The organism is Burkholderia sp. Ed8, from assembly GCF_040761425.1.
In the GTDB taxonomy this organism is placed as follows: domain Bacteria; phylum Pseudomonadota; class Gammaproteobacteria; order Burkholderiales; family Burkholderiaceae; genus Burkholderia; species Burkholderia seminalis.
In genome coordinates this window covers 907,764-924,626 of the sequence record NZ_CP142889.1, presented here as the reverse complement: position 1 = coordinate 924,626, position 16,863 = coordinate 907,764, and the positions used below count along the sequence as shown (strand labels likewise).

Genomic DNA, 16,863 nt, shown 5'->3' with positions numbered 1-16,863 from the left:
GGGGAATGGGGTACCGAGTTGTGGGGATTGGGGGTTGTGGATATGGGGCGAGCGTACCCGGTTATGGGAAATCGGTCGTAAATCGCGCTGGGTAGTCGTCTATGGGGATGCTTGAGGGTAGCCTTTTATGGGGCGTTTTTCTCGATCCATGAGTCCCTCAAGACACAGCGATTTTCTTTGGGTAGCCAGTTATGGGGTATCTCGAAGGTACCTTTTTATGGGAACCTGCTCGGGTCGATTGGCTGAAATTCACCGTGGTGTTCCGGAAACCTTTCCCATGGACTGGATCGTTGGAGCATAAAGGTTACCTGCTATGGGGGAAATGGCAGGTTGCCATTTATGGGAGCGATTTCCGCGGGCGGGATCGAAAACAATGAAATCGATGACGCTGAAAGGTACCCTCCTGTGGGAATCGATGAAGGTAGCAAGTTATGGGAGGAAAAACGTGCTGTGCTGCAGGGCACCACGAATTCCGCCGACGATCTCGATTGCGGTCGATTGTCTCCCATGGATGGTTACCTTCGTGGGGGCAAATCTCGTGCCGGGTTTCGGTGTCCGGACACGAAAGGTAGCGGCTTTTGGGAAGCATTTTTTTCCAAAGGTAGATGGATATGGGGCTCCTTGCAAACCAAATAATCGAAATTTCCCCTTTTTTATCTGATAGTTAGACGTGATAGTGAAAGTGATACTGGAGCAATGACGTTGCTCCCGGACGAGAAAAGGTATAAAGTCTGCTATCAACAAGGTCACCTTATCCGGACATCACGATGCCGCGCAAGCCCGCAAGCAAAGGCTCAGACAAACAGGTTTCACTGTTTCAGACACCCGAGCCTCCCGACTTGCTGCGCAAGGCGGTCCAGGCGATCCATATCGCGCCCAAGTCCGGAAAGATCGGGCTGCAGCAGCGCAAGATGTTCAGCTCGCTGATCAAGAACGCACTTCGGCAGGAGGCGTTCGAGCCTGGCCGGACCAGCTTCTCGATCTCGATCGCGTCGCTTTCGCACGAGAGCGGGCTGAACAGCAACAACACGAAGTACGTGAAGGACACGGTCAACTCGCTGATCAGTACCGTCGTCAACTGGGACTACCTGGCCGCGGACCGTTCGACGGTCTGGAAAGCGTCGGGCCTGCTCGCCGGCGCGGAGCTCGAGCAATCGGTGCTGAAGTACAGTTTCTCGGACCAGATTCGCAGCGAACTGCTGAACCCCGAAATCTACGCGCTGATCGATATGCGGATCGCTCGCGAATTCCGGCGGTCGCACTCGCTCGCCCTGTGGGAAAACACGGTGCGCTACGAAGGGATCGGCATCACCGCAAAGATCCCGCTGCCGAAATTCCGCGACCTCATTCTCGGCCAGGACAAGGCGTCGCAGTCGTACAAGGAATACAAGCTGTTCAAGAGCAAGGTCCTGGTGCCGTGCATTCAGGAGGTGAACGAAGTATCGGATCACACGCTCGAGCTGATCGAACACAAGTCCGGCCGCAGCGTGGAAGCCGTGCAGTTCAAGGTGACGCGCAAGCAGAGCGCCGATACGGTGGAAGACGGCGACGTCAAGAACGAAGCGCTGGTCGAGGAAGTCGCCAAGTTCGGCATTCCGCGTTCGGAAGCGCGCCGGCTGATCACGCAATACGGCGTGCAGCGCATCAAGGCGGCGATCGCCTATACGCTCAATCGGACAACGAAGAAGAATGCGGCGCCGGTCGACAACGTGGCCGCGTATTTCCGCAAGGCGCTGACGCACGGCTATACGCTGGCAGACGGGCAGGGAACCGAGGCGGTCGCACCGGCGAAGGAATCCGCGCAGAGCAAGCAGGAGCAGATTCGCGACAAGTATCTGGCGGCGAAGGTCGAGGAAGCCGGCGCGTATTTCCGCGAACTGGAGATCGATGACCAGACCAAGCTGCTCGAACGCTACAACGAGACGGTAGTGGGCTCGAAGGACCTGACGCTGTCGCCGAAGAAGAAGGCGAGCAAGCTCGCGCAGACCAGCTTCTTCCGATGGCTGGCACTGGATACCTGGGGCGAACCGACCTCGGACGACCTGCTGGAATTCCTGCTCAAAAGCAGTCTCGCAGGCAACTGATCCAGGCCTCGCAGCCGAGCTGCATCGCGCGCCGGACTTTGCGGTCGTCCGGCTTCGCGGTGCAACGCGGATGCGAGGCCTTCTGCTTTGGGCGCGTTAGTTACTTTTGCGCGGCCGTCGCCAGCTCGGCGACGTAAGCATCGATGACGATCTTGAGCTGGTCGGCAAGCGCCTCCTGATGGGACGCGTCGACGCCCTTGAGCTGCAGATCGAGACGGCCGTCCGGGTAGGTCTTCAACTGGCCGATCGCGCGCGATTCGAGCGCGAAGTCGTGACGGACGCTGTAGCGCGTGCGGCCCGTTTTCTTGTTGCCGTCGCTCTGCGCACGCAGGAAATTCTCGAGATCGCGGACCGATTTTTTCCGGTCGATCACGGCCGTCAGCAGCCGGTCGGCCGTCGGTTCGCCCAGGCGTTCGAAAATCAGCTTCAGAAAGTACGCCGCCTGCAGGCCGACCACGTCGTTCGCGCCGGCCATCCGCTCCAGCAGCGTGTTGGGCAGTGCGTTGAGCGACAGCGTCTTGCTGATCGATGCCTTGTCCTTGCCGATCTTTTCCGCCAGCGTGTTCTGGTCGGAAAAGACCTTTTCGTCGAGGAGGCGCTTCCACGCAACCGCGTCGTCGAAGATCGTCTGGCGTTCGTGGTCGTGGTTCGCGCGATACGCGATCGTATAGAGCTGCTCGGGCGTGTGGTCCGTGCGGAACGTGGCGTTGATGGTCTCGTCGCCGTTGATGCTCGTCGCCCGCAGCCGGCGTTGCCCGTCGATCACGACGAGCTTACCGGGAAACTCGGGAAGCCGCGTGACCTTGATCGGCTCGATCTGCCCTTCCCGTTTCAACGTCAGCGCGAGTTCGTGCAGGCTCGACTCCGAGTAGAACACGCGCGGGTTGAACGGATTCGGGATGCAGTCCTTGACCAGCACCTTCTGAGGTGCGCCAAGATCTGGCGTCCCGGCGGGCGTGACTGCGGGGGGCGTGCCAGCAGGCGTCGCCTCGGCGGCAACATTTGCAACGGCCGCGGGTTCGGGCAGCCGCGTTTCGAGGGCCGCATTTTCCTGCGCGAGTCCGCGCAACAGGCCGGCAGCGAGGTGCAGGTTGCCGGTGGGTTTCTTGTCTTTCGAAGTGTCCTTAGCCATGGGCAGCTCCGGTAGCGCGCGTCGACGCGATGTATTGGGCCATTTCCGTGACCAGCTTTTCGATTTCCGCGCGGGCCTCTTTCAGGCCCTTCAGGTATCGATTGTGGTGGTGGATCGTGGTGCCGAGCGCGAATGTCTGACGATAGACCTCGCGTTGCGCGATCTGGCTGTCGAGCAGATGCTCCCCTATTTCTTCAGCCCTTAGAATTTTTAAAATTTCTTCACGCATTTTAGTTTTTCCATTGACGCTATTCAGCATTAATGCGGAAGAAAGATTAGGGTTTCGAACGGCGCGCATCGATTCGATCATACGGATCATCGCGACGGTGCTGTACAGGTCGGCCGGCGACGGCGACAGCGGCACCAGGCAAAAGTCGGCGACTTCAAGGACGGATGCGATGCGCGGATCTTCGAGGTTGCCGGGACAGTCGACGACGATCACGTCGAAGTTCGCATCCTGCTTCTTGATCTCGCCACCAATGCCGCGGCCGGCGGGCGCCAGCGAAAGGACCGTCATCGGCAGGGTGTTCTCGCCACTCGTGACCCAGCGGACAGATGTGCCTTGAGGGTCGGCATCGATCAACGCGACTTTGTTGCCGCCGGCCTCGAACGCGGCCGCGATGTTGACGGAGATGGTTGTCTTCCCAGTCCCACCTTTTTGATTACTGACGGCGATCTTGAAAGCCATTAAATTCCTCCAAGGAGTTTTGCATAATATATGTAGTTATTGGCAAAATGTCCAGAAAAGCATTCGATGCAATGCATATCTTGACGGTCTATGTGGTTGTCACGTGACAAGTAGGCCAAATGGTCTATTTATTATCAACAAAAATGTTCTAGTAAAAATATAACTTTCGATCGCGTCACCGATGCGACCACTAGAGCCAGGAAAAGATTTGCTCGGCTTCATGTCGACGATAAGACGCAGCGTGAAAACCGGCTGCCGCGACAGATCTCCATCTCTCGCTTTACTCGTAGCGATTTCGATTGGTTAGGATCTTGGACATCGAAGAAGCATCCAGTTGTCACGTGACAAGTCGCTGGAAATCGGTCCCGGGCATCGCGGTACATCGCCAGGAGGTTTCTGACCAGGCCCTGGTGTCGACCCTCGACTATTCCATTTCTGTATCCGATATTCGGCTCTTGACCTTGCTCGATTATCTGATGAGGCGAGTTGTCACGTGACAAACGAGTTGTTGAGATGCGCCTGGAGTGCCTTCGCGGCATCTTCCTGGAGCAGTGAAGCGAACAGCATCGGGATACTTAGGCGTTGTCTACCAAGGCGGATTTTCACAGGCGGTGGTTAACCTCTCGATGTGGCTCGCTGCACGGTACGCTGGTGAGTTGTCACGTGACAACCAAAACTCCTGACTTGGCCGCTTGATGGATTGATCGAGAGAAGCCGCTCGGGTATCACCGTGAGCAAGCGCCTGAGGATGGCGAGTTATGGAGAGCGGCTTATCGCTCTGAACGAACCGCTGCTGACTCCCTGCTCGAGCGTGCACTTGCCCTTGCATGAGTCCTTGGGACTGCCTGGAATAATGGATCCGTTGCAGGTGTATCGAATGTCATTGATGTGTCCCCATTTATTTGGGGGCTCTACGTGGTTTCGTTTCGTCCGCCAGTCGGAAGGGGAGGGGTGTGGTCTCGTCGAACGCCGGTGTTGCCGTCAATGCATCCCGGCGCGCATCTGCGACCGCGACACCGAGAAACCGGCTGAATAGGTGAGAATTCACGAGCCAAACGGCGCGTGACAACGCAGGCGGATCGTGTCGTGAAACATTTTCGAGAAACGGGGTATTCTTGGAAATCCTTTTCTGGCAATGGCTTGCGCCACATTCTTCATGTTGTTTCACGCAAAATGAGCGAAATGGCTCGTGGAAATGGGGGCGTATGGCATTTCCGTCTGCCGTTGCCATCGATACGCAGATGATTGACACAAAATGTATCTTTTGATACGTAATTTGTGGTTAATGAAATGCTTTTGAGTGACCCAGGCCTGCGGGCGGCGGATTCGTTGCTAGTCGTGGTCAGCTTGAGATCATGTCGACACTCTGGCCCGACGCGCAGTGCTGATATTCAACGCGAGTTGTCACGTGACAACGCGTCATGTCAGTCGCACGATTTGGTGATGCGTGGCGCCTCGAGAGAAGTCGATAGATGGGCATATGCGCCCAAGGACCAGAATGCTGAAACAGGCACCGCGGTTGTTGGGAGGGGAAGCCCAGGTACCTTCAGGAAGGGGTGAGTGACCGCGAGTCCGCCACGGGTCCGGCTATGGGTGCAGGATGCGCGCTCCCGCGGGCGTGATCGTTGTCACGCGCAAGACAGCCAAGGGAGTTCCGCGGACAGATGTTGAGCAATTTAATCCTGAGTGGGCACGACGTGCGCATTCTGTCGCGCTCCCCCGATTCAACCGGCTCGATCAAATACGGGTGAAGCCGATACTGGTGTTCTGCGGATTCGGCCAAAACGGAGCACCCGCATCTCTCCCCATCATTGCCCGTGATCAATAACTTGCTGCGATCGACAGAACGACATCCATCCCGCCCCGCAGGTTATCGATATCTCGCCGTGGTGAATTGCCGAACAACCGGCTGTATTCCCGATTGAACTGGGTCGGGCTCGCATACCCGACCCTGAACGATGCCGATGCGGCGTCGAGACGCTCGGACAGCATCAGCCGACGTGCCTCGTTGAGCCGAATCCATTTCTGGTACTGCAGCGGACTCATGCCCGTGAGCTGGCGGAAGTGGTGATGGAACGTCGAACTGCTCATCTGGACTTGCGCTGCGAGATCGTCGACTCGTAGCGACTCGTCATAGTGGGCACGCAACCACCGGATCGCACGTGACACGCGATTGCCCTGGCTGCCGGCAGACGCGATCTGACGCAGACGAACGCCCTGGTCGCTCGTCAGCAGGCGATAGTAGATTTCCCGCTCGACATACGGGGCGAGAACGGGAATGGCGTTCGGGTCGTCCAGTAACGCCAGCAAACGGTTCAGTGCATCGTACAGCGATTCGGTCATGTCGCCGACGACGAGGCCGCGGCCCACGGGGGCTTCGTCGCGATCTGGTGCGACCTGCATCATCAATTCCGTCAGGACACGGAAATCGAGCTTGAGACCGATCCCGAGAAACGGCTTCTCGTGGCTGGCCTCGATGACCTGGGTCGAACCAGGCAAATCGAGCGACGTGATCAGAAAGCGGTTGGCGTCGTAGATGTAGGCGTCGCCGCTCTGAATGACCCGCTTCGTGCCCTGAACGACAAGACCGAAGCTCGGCTCGACCATGCAGTCCATCGGCTGAGTCGGCGCTTCCCGGCGGTGGAAGCTCAGGTTCGGAATGGGCGTGGTGACGTGGTCGGCGCCTTCGGTCCACTTCGCGACACGTGCCGCTAGCGTTTGCCGCAGAGCGCACATGGGGCTGCGGCCGGCTGGTCGTTGATCTGCGCCGTCGAATGCAGCGACGGCGACGTCGTCGTCTCGTTGGCCGGGGGTATATTGGACGGGTGCCGGATGCATGACTTCTCTATTCAGGTAATCGGGGGCGGGCAGGCCGCCGATATGCAGATGCTCCGGCAACGCATGCGCCATCCGGAATCGCGGCATGGCCGCATTGCCGGAAAGCGCAACGATCGGTGGAGCGGCTACTTCGTCGCCTGCGACGCGCAAAGTTGCCAGCGGCGCGATTTCGTTGCCGGCGCCGTCGCATGCTCGTCGACCGTGCGCCACCACCGCTCGCCGCGATGCGGTGCGTCGAGATCGAGGCGCTCACCGATCCTGGGCGTCGACAACTCGATGCCACGCACGAGCGCCAGCGCCGTGACCCGCTCGAACGGTTCCTGCCAGCGATGCATTGCAAGATCGAACGTGCCGTTATGGATCGGGACCAGCCAGCGTCCGCGCAAATCGATATGCGCCTGCACGGTTTCTTCCGGCTGCATGTGCACGTACGGCCATTGCGCATCATAGGCGCCTGTTTCGATCAGCGTCACGTCGAACGGTCCGAGGCGCTCGCCGATCGTCCGGAACCCGTCGAAGTAGCCGGTGTCGCCGCTGAAGAACATGCGCAGGTCGTCGTCGACGATGACCCACGACGCCCACAGCGTGCTGTTGCCGTCGAACAGGCTGCGCCCGGAAAAGTGCTGCGCGGGTGTCGCCGTCAGCGTCAGGCCGGCCACGTCGACACTCTGCCACCAGTCGAGCTGACGAACTTTCCTTGCGTCGATGCCCCATTCGATCAGGCGGTCGCCGACGCCCAGCGTGGTCACGAACACATCGGTGGTTGCGGCAAGCGCCAGCACCGTATCGCGGTCGAGGTGATCGTAGTGATCATGCGAGAGGATCACACCGCGCAGCGGCGGGAGATCGTCAAGCGCGATCGGCGGGGCATGAAAGCGCTTGGGGCCGATGCGTCGGAACGGCGACGCACGCTCGGCGAATACGGGATCGGTCAGCCAGAATTCGCCGCGCAGCTTGAGCAGCAGCGTCGAATGGCCGAGCCGGTACAGGCTGCGATCGGGGGCGGCATCGAGCGTCGCGCGAGTCAGCGTATCGACGGGCACGGGGCCGGTGGGTACGGTGTTGCGCGGCTTGTTGACCAGCATGTTCCACGCGATCCCGAGTGTCTTGCTGAATCCTTCGACAGGACGCGGCGCGACATTGGTGAAACGCTCGCCGTTGTGCTGCGGTGACCCGCCGGACAGCGCGCGGCCGCGCCGGGCGGCGGCGAAACCCAGAATACGGTGAATCAGAACGAGAGGCGATGCCATGTCGGGGCGTCCGGAGAATAAAGTACACTAAACAGTGTAGTTTATTTTTTGGATAAGTAAACTGCCCGGTGTAAAATTTTCGTATGGAAACCAGCACTCCCCCCTTGCGCCTGACCGATCGAAAGCGCGCGGCCATCGTCGATGCGGCGATCGAGGAATTTCTCGCGGCAGGCTACGACGCGACCAGCATGGATCGTATCGCTGCGCGCGCGGACGTCTCGAAGCGCACGGTCTACAACCACTTCCCGGGCAAGGAAACGCTGTTCGCGGCGATCCTGCACAAGCTGTGGGAAGCGACGCAGACCGGCGGCTCGCCGACCTATCGCGCCGACGTGCCGCTGCGCGAGCAACTGCTCGCGTTGCTGGACCGCAAGTTGCGCTTGCTGAACGATGAAGCGTTTCTCGCGCTCGCGCGCGTGGCGATCGGCGCGGCGATCCATTCGCCGGATCGCGCGCGCGACATGGTCGAGCGTCTCGGCGAGCGCGAGGAAGACGTGACGGTCTGGGTGCGTGCGGCCGCGGCGGCCGGCCGCCTGTCGGTCACCGATCCGGTATTCGCCGCGCACCAGTTGCATGGCGTCGTGAAGGCATTTGCGTTCTGGCCGCAGATCACGATGGGTCAGCCGCCGCTCACGGCGCAGGAGCAACGGAAAGTCGCGGAGTCCGCGGCCGACATGTTTCTCGCGTACTACGCGCGGCCGGATGACGGCGATGCCGTGCGCGCCACACCGGACTGACCGTGCGTCGGGATGCCCTGCGCACAGCGAAGCCGGCGCACCTGAAGCCGAACGCGAGCAACTACCCATGAAGACGCTGTTGATCGTCTATCACACGATGACCGGGGGCACGCAACAGATGGCCGAAGCGGCTGCCGGCGCGGCGCGCGAGCAACCCGGCATCGACGTCAGGCTGCAGCGCGCGGATGCGACGAGCGCGGATGACGTGCTGGCCGCCGACGCATACCTGTTCGCGACGCCGGAGAATCTCGCGGCGATGTCCGGGCTGATGAAGGACTTCTTCGACCGCTGCTACTACGCGGCGCTCGATCGCGTTAACGGCCGTCCGTATGCGGCAATGATCTGCGCGGGAAGCGACGGACAGAACGCGTTGCGCCAGATCGACCGGATCGCGACCGGATGGCGGCTGAAGAACGTGGCGCCCGGGCTGATCGTCTGTACCCACGCGCAGACAACGGAGCGCATCCTCGCGGCGAAGACGATCGACGGCGACGATCTCGCACGCTGCGCGGAACTGGGTGCGGGTCTTGCCGCGGGACTCGCACTGGGCGTCTTTTGACGGCGTTGTGGTTGTGGCGATTTGCGGCGCGGGTCGTGCGGACGTACAACCGGTCGAATACCGAAACCCTAGCCGTCTTTTGCCGTTGACGAAGGCCGATGGTATTCGGGCCAAAGACGTTTCACGAGATCGCGCGAGGCGCTGTACGCGTGGCAGCTGTCGATCTTGAGCGGCTTTCCTTCGCTGTCGCGGTAGTCCAGCGACGAGCGCCGCATGCCGACCATCGTCTGATAGGCGGTGGTGGCGATCGGGCCGAGCAATTCCTTCAAGTGCGTGCACGTGTCGCAGGACGGCAGGCGCTTGCGAACCTCGCTGTTCCAGCCGGCGCCGATGCTCAGGCCGACGAGCGCCTGCAGCGAGTCGCCGCCGCCCGGACACTGCGCATAGGGATGCGAGCGAATGAACGTGGATACCGCGCGAACGACCATGTCGGCGTCGAAGACGAGCGTCACGCCGAGGTCGTGGATCGGCGACAGCGCCGCGACCGTTCGCGTACCGCCCGGTGGCGTGAAATCGCTGGTCTTGCGGTCCGCGAGGCAGGCCGTCACTTCGAACAGGCCGTCGCTGCGCCGATAGCCGCGCATGTCGATGTGCCGATGGTGGATTTCCTCGCGCGTGATGCCGTCGTGCGCGATGTCGTGTCGGGGAACCATGTATCCGCTCCGTTTCGTACAACCGGTTCTTTTCGCAGGCAAAGGAGAACATCGCCGGTTGATCGGGCGTGCAGCGAAACGGACCGAGATGCGCTGCCGACGACGTCGATCCGGCCATACTACGCATTTTCCGGCATCTTCGTACACGACGAGATCGATGCGAACGCAACGAATCGAGGGGGCGTCCGGTGCGGCCGCGGGCTGTCGGACGGCCTGTCGCGTGACGTTGACAGGACGCGCGTCACGCGGAATGCCGCACGGGAGAGGCGGGCCGCTGCCGAAGCCGGGCCGGGCTTCGGCCCGATTTCCGCGACGTCCTCGAATGGCGTGACATCCGGGAGCGTATCCATATAATGCGCAACATGACCGCGCGGACGCCTTTCCGGCCTCCGGGGGCGGGCAAATGCAGACCGGCGAGTCAACCGGCCACCGCGCGTACCGGTATACTTCCACCCCTGCCTTGTCCGGCATCGTGGCCGGGTGCCTGAAAACAGCGTGGCGTGCGCGATGCGGCCCCATAGTGTCCCGCATCGGCGGCAGACGGGCCGCCCGCACGGCGGCGAGCTTTCGAGCCGCGCGGCATGGCCGCACGAACCACACCTTATATTCCTGGTGGATTGAATTTATGGGTTTTGAACAACTTGCCGAATTGCGGGCGCAGCTCGCAGCGAAGGCCAAGCAGGAGCGCAACGCGAAGCGGCCGGCAGCACCGGCGGACACCGGCGCAAAGCCGAAGTCAGGCGACCGGCCGTCTCGCGGTGCCAAACCGGGCGCTGGCGCCAAGGCCGGGGCCGGTGCGAAGGCACCGCATCGCGCGAAGCCCGCTTCGGCCAAGCCGTCGGCACCGGTCGATCCGGTCATCGTCGCGATCGGCAAACTGCAGCGGAAGTTTCCGAGCGCGTTCCCGAAGAATCCGGCCCCCAAAGTGCCGCTCAAGGTCGGCATCTGGGACGACCTGGCGCGCGAGGCACAGGCCGTCGGCCTCACCGAGGCCGAACTGCGCGAAGCCATGTCGGCGTGGTGCCGCGGCAACCGTTACTGGTCGTGCCTCGTCGAAGACGCGGTGCGCGTCGACCTGCAGGGTAACGAAGCAGGGCGCGTCACGCATGACGACGCGGCACGGGCGCGCCGGCTGAAGTCGCGCCGTCCCGGCAAGGGCGCCGCGCAAGCGGCCAAGGGCGCACAGCAGCCGCCGAAGGCCGAGCAGCAGGCCGAGGCCGCGGCCGCACCGCAGGCGGCGGATGCAGCAGAAGTTCAGACCGACGCCACGCCGCAGGTCGAGCAGCAAGTGGCCGGCAACGAGTAACGCCACCGCCGTCCGCCGCACGGCGCGTACCCGCATGCATGTCGCACGCGGCGCATGACACGACGGACTGACCTGCCTCGACGGAGGCAGGTCAGGACTGCCTCCCCCGGCGCTTGCCGGCCAGCACCTACCTATCCCGCGTCAACCAGGCAATGCAACCGGACGAGGCACGCTCGTCAATCGGGACTGCATGCTTTTCCATTTCCAGGAAAACGATTTGCATACCTTAATTTATCGGCGTCGTCGCTTGATAATTCGGTTTCCTGAAATAGCAATATCGGAATCGCCGGCCGGGACGTGAGCGATCTGGTCGGGCGCATCGCGACAGGGCGACGCGCGATAATCCCGACAGGCTCCTGATTGCACGACGCAGCTTGCATTTCGAAAGGTGCGGGAAACCCGCGCCCAAGCGATCCGGAGTCGCGTCCACCGATTTTCAACGTCCATTCAAACCGGATCATGAACCCGAGACATTCCGCGATTCTGGTCGCGCTCACGGCCGCCGCGCTGTTCGGCGCGGCAACACCGCTCGCCAAGGCGCTGATCGGCGCGATGTCGCCGTTCATGGTCGCCGGCCTGTTCTATCTTGGCAGCGGGGTCGGGCTCGGCATCGGGATCCTGCTGCGCAGGCTGCACAACCGCCGCGCACCGGCCGCGGATGCCGCGCCGCTGCAGCGCGCCGACCTGCCGTGGCTGGCCGGTGCGATCGTGGCGGGCGGTGTGGCCGGCCCGGCGTTGCTGATGCTCGGGCTGTCGAGCACGCCGGCGGCGACCAGTGCGCTGCTGCTCAATCTCGAAGGCGTACTGACGGCCGTCATCGCATGGGTCGTGTTTCGCGAGAACGTGGATACGCAGGTGTTTCTCGGCATGGTCGCGATCGTCGCCGGCGGCACGCTGCTGTCGTGGGTGCCGGGTCGGGCCGGCGTGCCGGTCGGTGCGTTGCTGATCGTCGGCGCCTGCCTGTGCTGGGCGATCGACAACAACCTGACCCGCAAGGTCGCCGCGAACGACGCGATGGTCATCGCGTGCGTCAAGGGGCTGATCGCGGGGCCCGTGAACATCGGCATTGCGCTGGCGACCGGCGCGCCGCTGCCTGCCGTACCGGTCACGGCTGCTGCGATGCTGACGGGGCTCGGCGGCTACGGGATCAGCCTGGTGTTGTTCGTCGTCGCGCTGCGCCATCTCGGCAGCGCGCGGACCGGTGCGTATTTCTCGATCGCGCCGCTGTTCGGCGTCGTGCTGTCGCTGCTGATCTGGCCTGCGCTGCCGCCGGCAACGTTCTGGGTCGCCGCCGCATTGATGGCATTCGGTATCTGGCTGCACGTGCGCGAGCGGCATGAGCACATGCACGAGCACGAGCGGCTCGAGCATGCGCACCGGCACCGGCACGACGAACATCACCAGCACACGCACGATTTTGCGTACGACGGCAACGAGCCGCACTCGCATTCGCACGTGCATTTGCCGATCACGCACAGTCACGCGCACTTTCCGGACATTCATCACCGGCATCGACATTGACCGCGGTCATGGACGGCGGACAACATGCGCCGCCAGGTGACCGTTTATGGGATGCGTGTCGCGCACTGGTCCATGACGTCGATGACGCAAGTGGACAGGCTGGTCGACGCGATGGCTATCGCGCGTGAGGAAAGCAGAAACCGAAATCTTCGCAGCCCGGGCACCCCGGTGCGGGGCCCGGCGGCGCGCCGAGCGAGGCCGCCACTTCCAGTGCGAGGAATTTCTTCCAGCGCAGGTGGGTGACGTTGCGCGCGGCCAGCGCGGGGAAATAACGATCGAGCATCGCGGATACCGCATCGCGCCCGTCGAGCCCGAGATCGCGCCAGAGATGGTCGGGGCGCAGGCACGCATGCGCGATGATCGACGCGAGGCAGTCGGCATCGTCGCGGGCGACGTCGGGATTCGCGTCGTCCATCAGCCGCGAGCGCAGCGTCGCGACGAACGCAGAATGGTTGGCTGGTAACACTGCCAACGTGACCATTGGCATCAGTGCAGCGACGGGCGCCAGATGCGGAAACTGCCGGGCGAGCAAGCCGGCGAACTGGTCGGGGGACAGCCCCAGCAGCGAGAGTTCGTTACGGCACGCGCGAGCCGCGATGAGCACGCCGAACAGCCGTGCGTCGGGCGTGTCGGCATGCGCGGCCGCCGATCGGAGCGCGTGCAGCGCGCTTTCCCGCGCGGGATCGAGCGCGGCTGTCATCGCATGCCGCCGGATGGCAGCCGGGCCGCGCGAACGCGCGGCACTGGGCGGTTCTCCGTCGCGACCGTCACGCGCTCACTCGACGCCGACGATCACGCTCGATGCCTTGAAGATCGCGGATGCGGCCGAGCCGCTCGCGAGGCCGAGGCGATCGACGCTGTCATTGGTGACGATCGCGACGATTTCGGCGCCACCCGCGGCCTTGATCACGACTTCCGAATTGACCGCGCCCTTCGTGACCGTCGCGACGGTGCCCGCGACGCAGTTACGCGCCGATACCTTGCTGCTGTCGACGTCGACCATCACGATGACCGACGATGCCTTGACGAGCGCGAACGCCTTCGTGCCCGCCGCGAGGCCCAGCGAAGCCGCGCTGCCGTGGGTGATCACGGCGACGATGTCGAGGCCGTCCTGCGTGTGCAGCGTGATTTCGTCGTTGACGGCACCGGGCTTGACGGCGCCGACCTGGCCGGCGAAATGGTTGCGGGCACTGGTTCGCATGATGACTCTCCGAATGAAGGCGGCTGCCGGATCGGCAGCCGCGGATGAATGGAAATGCATCGCCCAGTCTACCGTCAACGCAGGGACGCGTCGCCATCCGGATGCTATGGCGCGAATCAGTAAAACCCGCCACCGCTGTGCGTTTTGCCGCACCGGTGTGATGTATTGAAGGCGATGACGCTACCGTGGCGACTCGCCGTCCTTGATCGTTGCGGCGGCTCGCGCGGCGGCGGCGGCGCTGCCGCGCGCGGCCGCCGTACCGTCGCCGTCCCACCCGCCGCCCAGCGCGAGGAAGAGCCGCACCTGATCGGCCGCGACCTGGCCTTCGGCCGCCGCAACCTGCGCCTTCACGCTCGTCAGCGTGCGCGTCGCGTCGAGATCGGAGAGGAACGACTCGCGGCCGGCCGCATAGAGACGATGGGTTTCGTCGGCGGAATTGCGGGCCGATTCGTACGCGGTGCGCAAGGCGTCCGTGCGTTGCACGTCGGCCGCATAGGTTGCGAGGCTCGACTGTGTTTCGCGCAGCGCGTTCAGCACGACGCCGTCGAAATGCGCGAGCGCGCCGCCCGTCGACGCCTCGGCTTCGCGCACGCGGGCGCGCTGGCCGTTGACGGGGAACGACCAGCTGATCAGCGGGCCGAACGACCAGCGATTCGTGGTGGACGAGAACAGGTCGGCGGCGACGCCGACCGAGCCGGCCGACGCACCGATGCTGATCGACGGATACAGCGCCGCGGTCGCGACGCCGATCCGCGCGGTCGCGGCGGCGAGCTGCCGCTCGGCTTCGCGTACGTCGGGGCGGCGGCGCAGCAGCGCGGCACCGTCGCCGATCGGAATCGGCTGACGCAGCTTCGGCAGCCGTTCGCATTCGACGACGGCCTTCGGCAGGTCGGCCGGCGCGCGCGCGAGCAGTGCGGCGAGCTGGTATTGCGCGACCTTGCGGCGCCCTTCGAAGCGCGGGATGTCGGCCGCGAGCGTGCGCACCTGCGTCACGCCGCGCGTCACGTCGGTTTGGTTGCCGCGCCCGGCATCGCGCAGCCGCTGCGACAGCGCGACGCGCTGCTTCTGCAGCGCGAGCGACTGCCTCGCGATCGCCAGCTCGTCGCCGGCCGAGCACGATTCGACGTACGCGCGCACGACGTCGGCGACGACGGTGATGCGCGCCAGGTCGCCGGCCGCCTTGACGGCCTCGCTGTCCGCGCGTGCGGCTTCGACGCCGCGCCGCAGCTTGCCGAACAGGTCGAGCTCGTACGACACGTTGATGCCGACCGCGCCTTCGTTGACAACCGGCAGCTTGTTCTCGAGCAGGTATTGCTCGGCCGATTCCTGCGCGCGCTGCACCGCGGCTTCGGCGCCGCCCGAGAACCCGCCCTGCTGGCTCGCGACTTCCAGCGCCGCGCGCGACCGCGCGAGGTTGGCCGCGGCGACGCGCAGGTCGGTGTTCGACTTCAGCGCATCGCGCACCAGTGCGTCGAGCACGGGGTCGTCGTACAGCTGCCACCAGTTGCCGGGCACCGCGTCGCGCGACACGAGCGTTCCGTTCGCGTCGTCGAGCGCATGGTTCGCGAGCGGCGCATTCACGTACGCCTGCTGCGGCAGCGTGTAATCGGGGCCGACGGATTTGCATGCGCCGAGTGCGAGCGTAAGCGGCGCGAGTGCGGCCGCGACGCGCAGACCGTGCCGGTTCATTGCGATGCTCCCGCCGCGCTGGCGGCGGCCCCGGACGCCCCGGACGCCCCGGACGCCGCGGTGACCGGTGCCGTGGCCGAGCCGGCACCGGCAGCCGGTTTTGTGTTGTCGTTTCGGCGCGTGTCGGCGTCGCGCATCGACACGGTCGCGGTACGGCCGGCGATCATCCGGAAATCGTCGGGCACTTCGTCGAGTACGACGCGCACCGGCACGCGCTGTGCGAGCCGCACCCAGCTGAACGCCGGGTTCACGTTCGGCAGCAGGTTCGCGCCCTGCGTGCGGTCGCGATCCTCGATCGCGGCGACGATGCTCTGCACGTGGCCGCGCAGCGCATGCGGCTCGCCCATCACGATGATGTCGACCGGCTGGCCGATATGGATGCCGCGCAGCTTGGTTTCCTCGAAGTAGCCGTCGACACGGAACGAATGGCGGTCCACGACCGACAGGACCGCGCGGCCGGCCGGCACGTATTCGCCGACACGCGGCGCGCGGTCGTTCAGGTAGCCGTCCACGGGACTCACGATCGTCGTGCGCTGCAGGTTCAGCTTCGCGGTGTCGAGCGATACCTGTGCGTCGGCGACGCTGGCTTCGCCTTGTTCGACGCGCGTGCGGCTTTCCTCGACCTGCTCGCTCGCGACCAGGTTGCCGAGCTGCAGGTTGCGCGCGTATTCGCGCTTCGCCTGGGCCAGTGTCGCGCGGCGCTGCGCGAGCGTCGCTTCGGCGAGCCGTTCCGCGAGCGTGTAGCGCGCCTGGTCGATCACGAACAGCACCTGGCCGTGCTTGACCTCCTGGTTGTCGGCGACCTGCACCGACGTGATGAGGCCCGCCACGTCCGGCGCGACCTGGATCACGTCGGCGCGCACGTGCCCGTCGCGTGTCCACGGCGAGAACATGTAGTAGTTGATGATCCGCCACAGCACGAGGCCGGCCACGACGACGACGATCAGGGTGAGCAGGATTTGCCCTGCCGAGAGCCAGGTTTTTTTCACGTTAGGAAGCCACGAGATGGTGGGAAGCGATGACGACGGCGGCAAGCACGAACACGTAGATGCCGAGGTCGAAGATCGAACGGTGCCAGACGAGGCGGTAGAAGCCGACGCGCTCGAGCACGGCGCGCACGACGATGTTGATCAGGTAGGCGATCAGCATCAGCACGAGCGGGGCCGGCACGAATACGCCGAAGATGTCGATTTCGCCGATCATGG

General features: G+C 63.7%; 15 protein-coding genes. 5 read left to right on the top strand and 10 right to left on the bottom strand.

The genetic code is table 11. The annotated features are described in order from the left end of the window. Positions 1-767 precede the first annotated feature (767 nt). Positions 768-2,084 carry a replication initiation protein gene (locus VXM69_RS38380; RefSeq protein ID WP_034191720.1) on the top strand — a complete coding sequence of 439 codons (1,317 nt, stop codon included), beginning with the start codon at positions 768-770 and terminating at the stop codon, positions 2,082-2,084. Between the two features lie 100 nt (positions 2,085-2,184). Here the strand turns inward: VXM69_RS38380 and VXM69_RS38375 are convergent, their stop codons facing one another. The 4 genes from VXM69_RS38375 to VXM69_RS38360 form a co-directional block, all read right to left on the bottom strand. Beyond that, a complete protein-coding gene (locus VXM69_RS38375; protein ID WP_034191721.1) occupies positions 2,185-3,216 on the bottom strand; it encodes a ParB/RepB/Spo0J family partition protein in 1,032 nt (343 codons plus the stop codon). Continuing rightward, complete coding sequence (locus tag VXM69_RS38370; protein WP_031398033.1) at positions 3,209-3,904, bottom strand: ParA family protein; 696 nt, start codon at positions 3,902-3,904, stop codon at positions 3,209-3,211. Before VXM69_RS38370 ends, VXM69_RS38375 begins: the two co-directional genes overlap by 8 nt. 1,821 nt (positions 3,905-5,725) lie before the next feature. Further along, positions 5,726-6,742, bottom strand: a complete 1,017-nt coding sequence (locus VXM69_RS38365; protein WP_034191740.1) for an AraC family transcriptional regulator — start codon at positions 6,740-6,742, stop codon at positions 5,726-5,728. Positions 6,743-6,867: 125 nt separating this feature from the next. Beyond that, complete coding sequence (locus tag VXM69_RS38360) at positions 6,868-7,992, bottom strand: MBL fold metallo-hydrolase (RefSeq protein WP_059561920.1); 1,125 nt, start codon at positions 7,990-7,992, stop codon at positions 6,868-6,870. A gap of 83 nt (positions 7,993-8,075) precedes the next feature. Here VXM69_RS38360 and VXM69_RS38355 point away from each other — a divergent pair, with 83 nt between their 5' ends. After that, positions 8,076-8,729, top strand: coding sequence for a TetR/AcrR family transcriptional regulator (locus VXM69_RS38355; RefSeq protein WP_069704944.1), 654 nt, complete (start codon positions 8,076-8,078; stop codon positions 8,727-8,729). Between the two features lie 67 nt (positions 8,730-8,796). Further along, positions 8,797-9,288, top strand: coding sequence for a flavodoxin family protein (locus tag VXM69_RS38350; RefSeq protein ID WP_034191725.1), 492 nt, complete (start codon positions 8,797-8,799; stop codon positions 9,286-9,288). Between the two features lie 68 nt (positions 9,289-9,356). Here VXM69_RS38350 and VXM69_RS38345 read toward each other — a convergent pair whose 3' ends face one another. Beyond that, complete coding sequence (locus VXM69_RS38345; RefSeq protein ID WP_034191726.1) at positions 9,357-9,941, bottom strand: DUF2889 domain-containing protein; 585 nt, start codon at positions 9,939-9,941, stop codon at positions 9,357-9,359. Between the two features lie 625 nt (positions 9,942-10,566). Between VXM69_RS38345 and VXM69_RS38340 the strand changes: the two genes are divergently transcribed. Both VXM69_RS38340 and VXM69_RS38335 read left to right on the top strand, forming a co-directional pair. Next, positions 10,567-11,247: a ProQ/FinO family protein gene (locus VXM69_RS38340; RefSeq protein WP_367190804.1), complete on the top strand. Its 681-nt coding sequence runs from the start codon at positions 10,567-10,569 to the stop codon at positions 11,245-11,247. Between the two features lie 459 nt (positions 11,248-11,706). Then, positions 11,707-12,768 (top strand): DMT family transporter, encoded by a 1,062-nt coding sequence (locus tag VXM69_RS38335; RefSeq protein WP_034191728.1) that lies wholly within the window; start codon positions 11,707-11,709, stop codon positions 12,766-12,768. Positions 12,769-12,883: 115 nt separating this feature from the next. Here VXM69_RS38335 and VXM69_RS38330 read toward each other — a convergent pair whose 3' ends face one another. From VXM69_RS38330 to VXM69_RS38310, 5 genes are all read right to left on the bottom strand, one after another. After that, complete coding sequence (locus VXM69_RS38330) at positions 12,884-13,468, bottom strand: nitrogen fixation protein NifQ (RefSeq protein WP_034191729.1); 585 nt, start codon at positions 13,466-13,468, stop codon at positions 12,884-12,886. Between the two features lie 75 nt (positions 13,469-13,543). Next, positions 13,544-13,969 (bottom strand): molybdopterin-binding protein, encoded by a 426-nt coding sequence (locus VXM69_RS38325; RefSeq protein ID WP_034191730.1) that lies wholly within the window; start codon positions 13,967-13,969, stop codon positions 13,544-13,546. A gap of 180 nt (positions 13,970-14,149) precedes the next feature. After that, complete coding sequence (locus tag VXM69_RS38320; RefSeq protein ID WP_367190538.1) at positions 14,150-15,658, bottom strand: efflux transporter outer membrane subunit; 1,509 nt, start codon at positions 15,656-15,658, stop codon at positions 14,150-14,152. Then, entirely contained in the window at positions 15,655-16,647 is a 993-nt protein-coding gene (locus VXM69_RS38315) for an efflux RND transporter periplasmic adaptor subunit (protein WP_367190537.1), read from the bottom strand. The genes VXM69_RS38320 and VXM69_RS38315 overlap by 4 nt, the downstream gene beginning before the upstream one ends. Before the next feature lies 1 nt (position 16,648). Continuing rightward, positions 16,649-16,861, bottom strand: coding sequence for a DUF1656 domain-containing protein (locus VXM69_RS38310; RefSeq protein WP_034191733.1), 213 nt, complete (start codon positions 16,859-16,861; stop codon positions 16,649-16,651). Between the last annotated feature and the right edge of the window lie 2 nt (positions 16,862-16,863).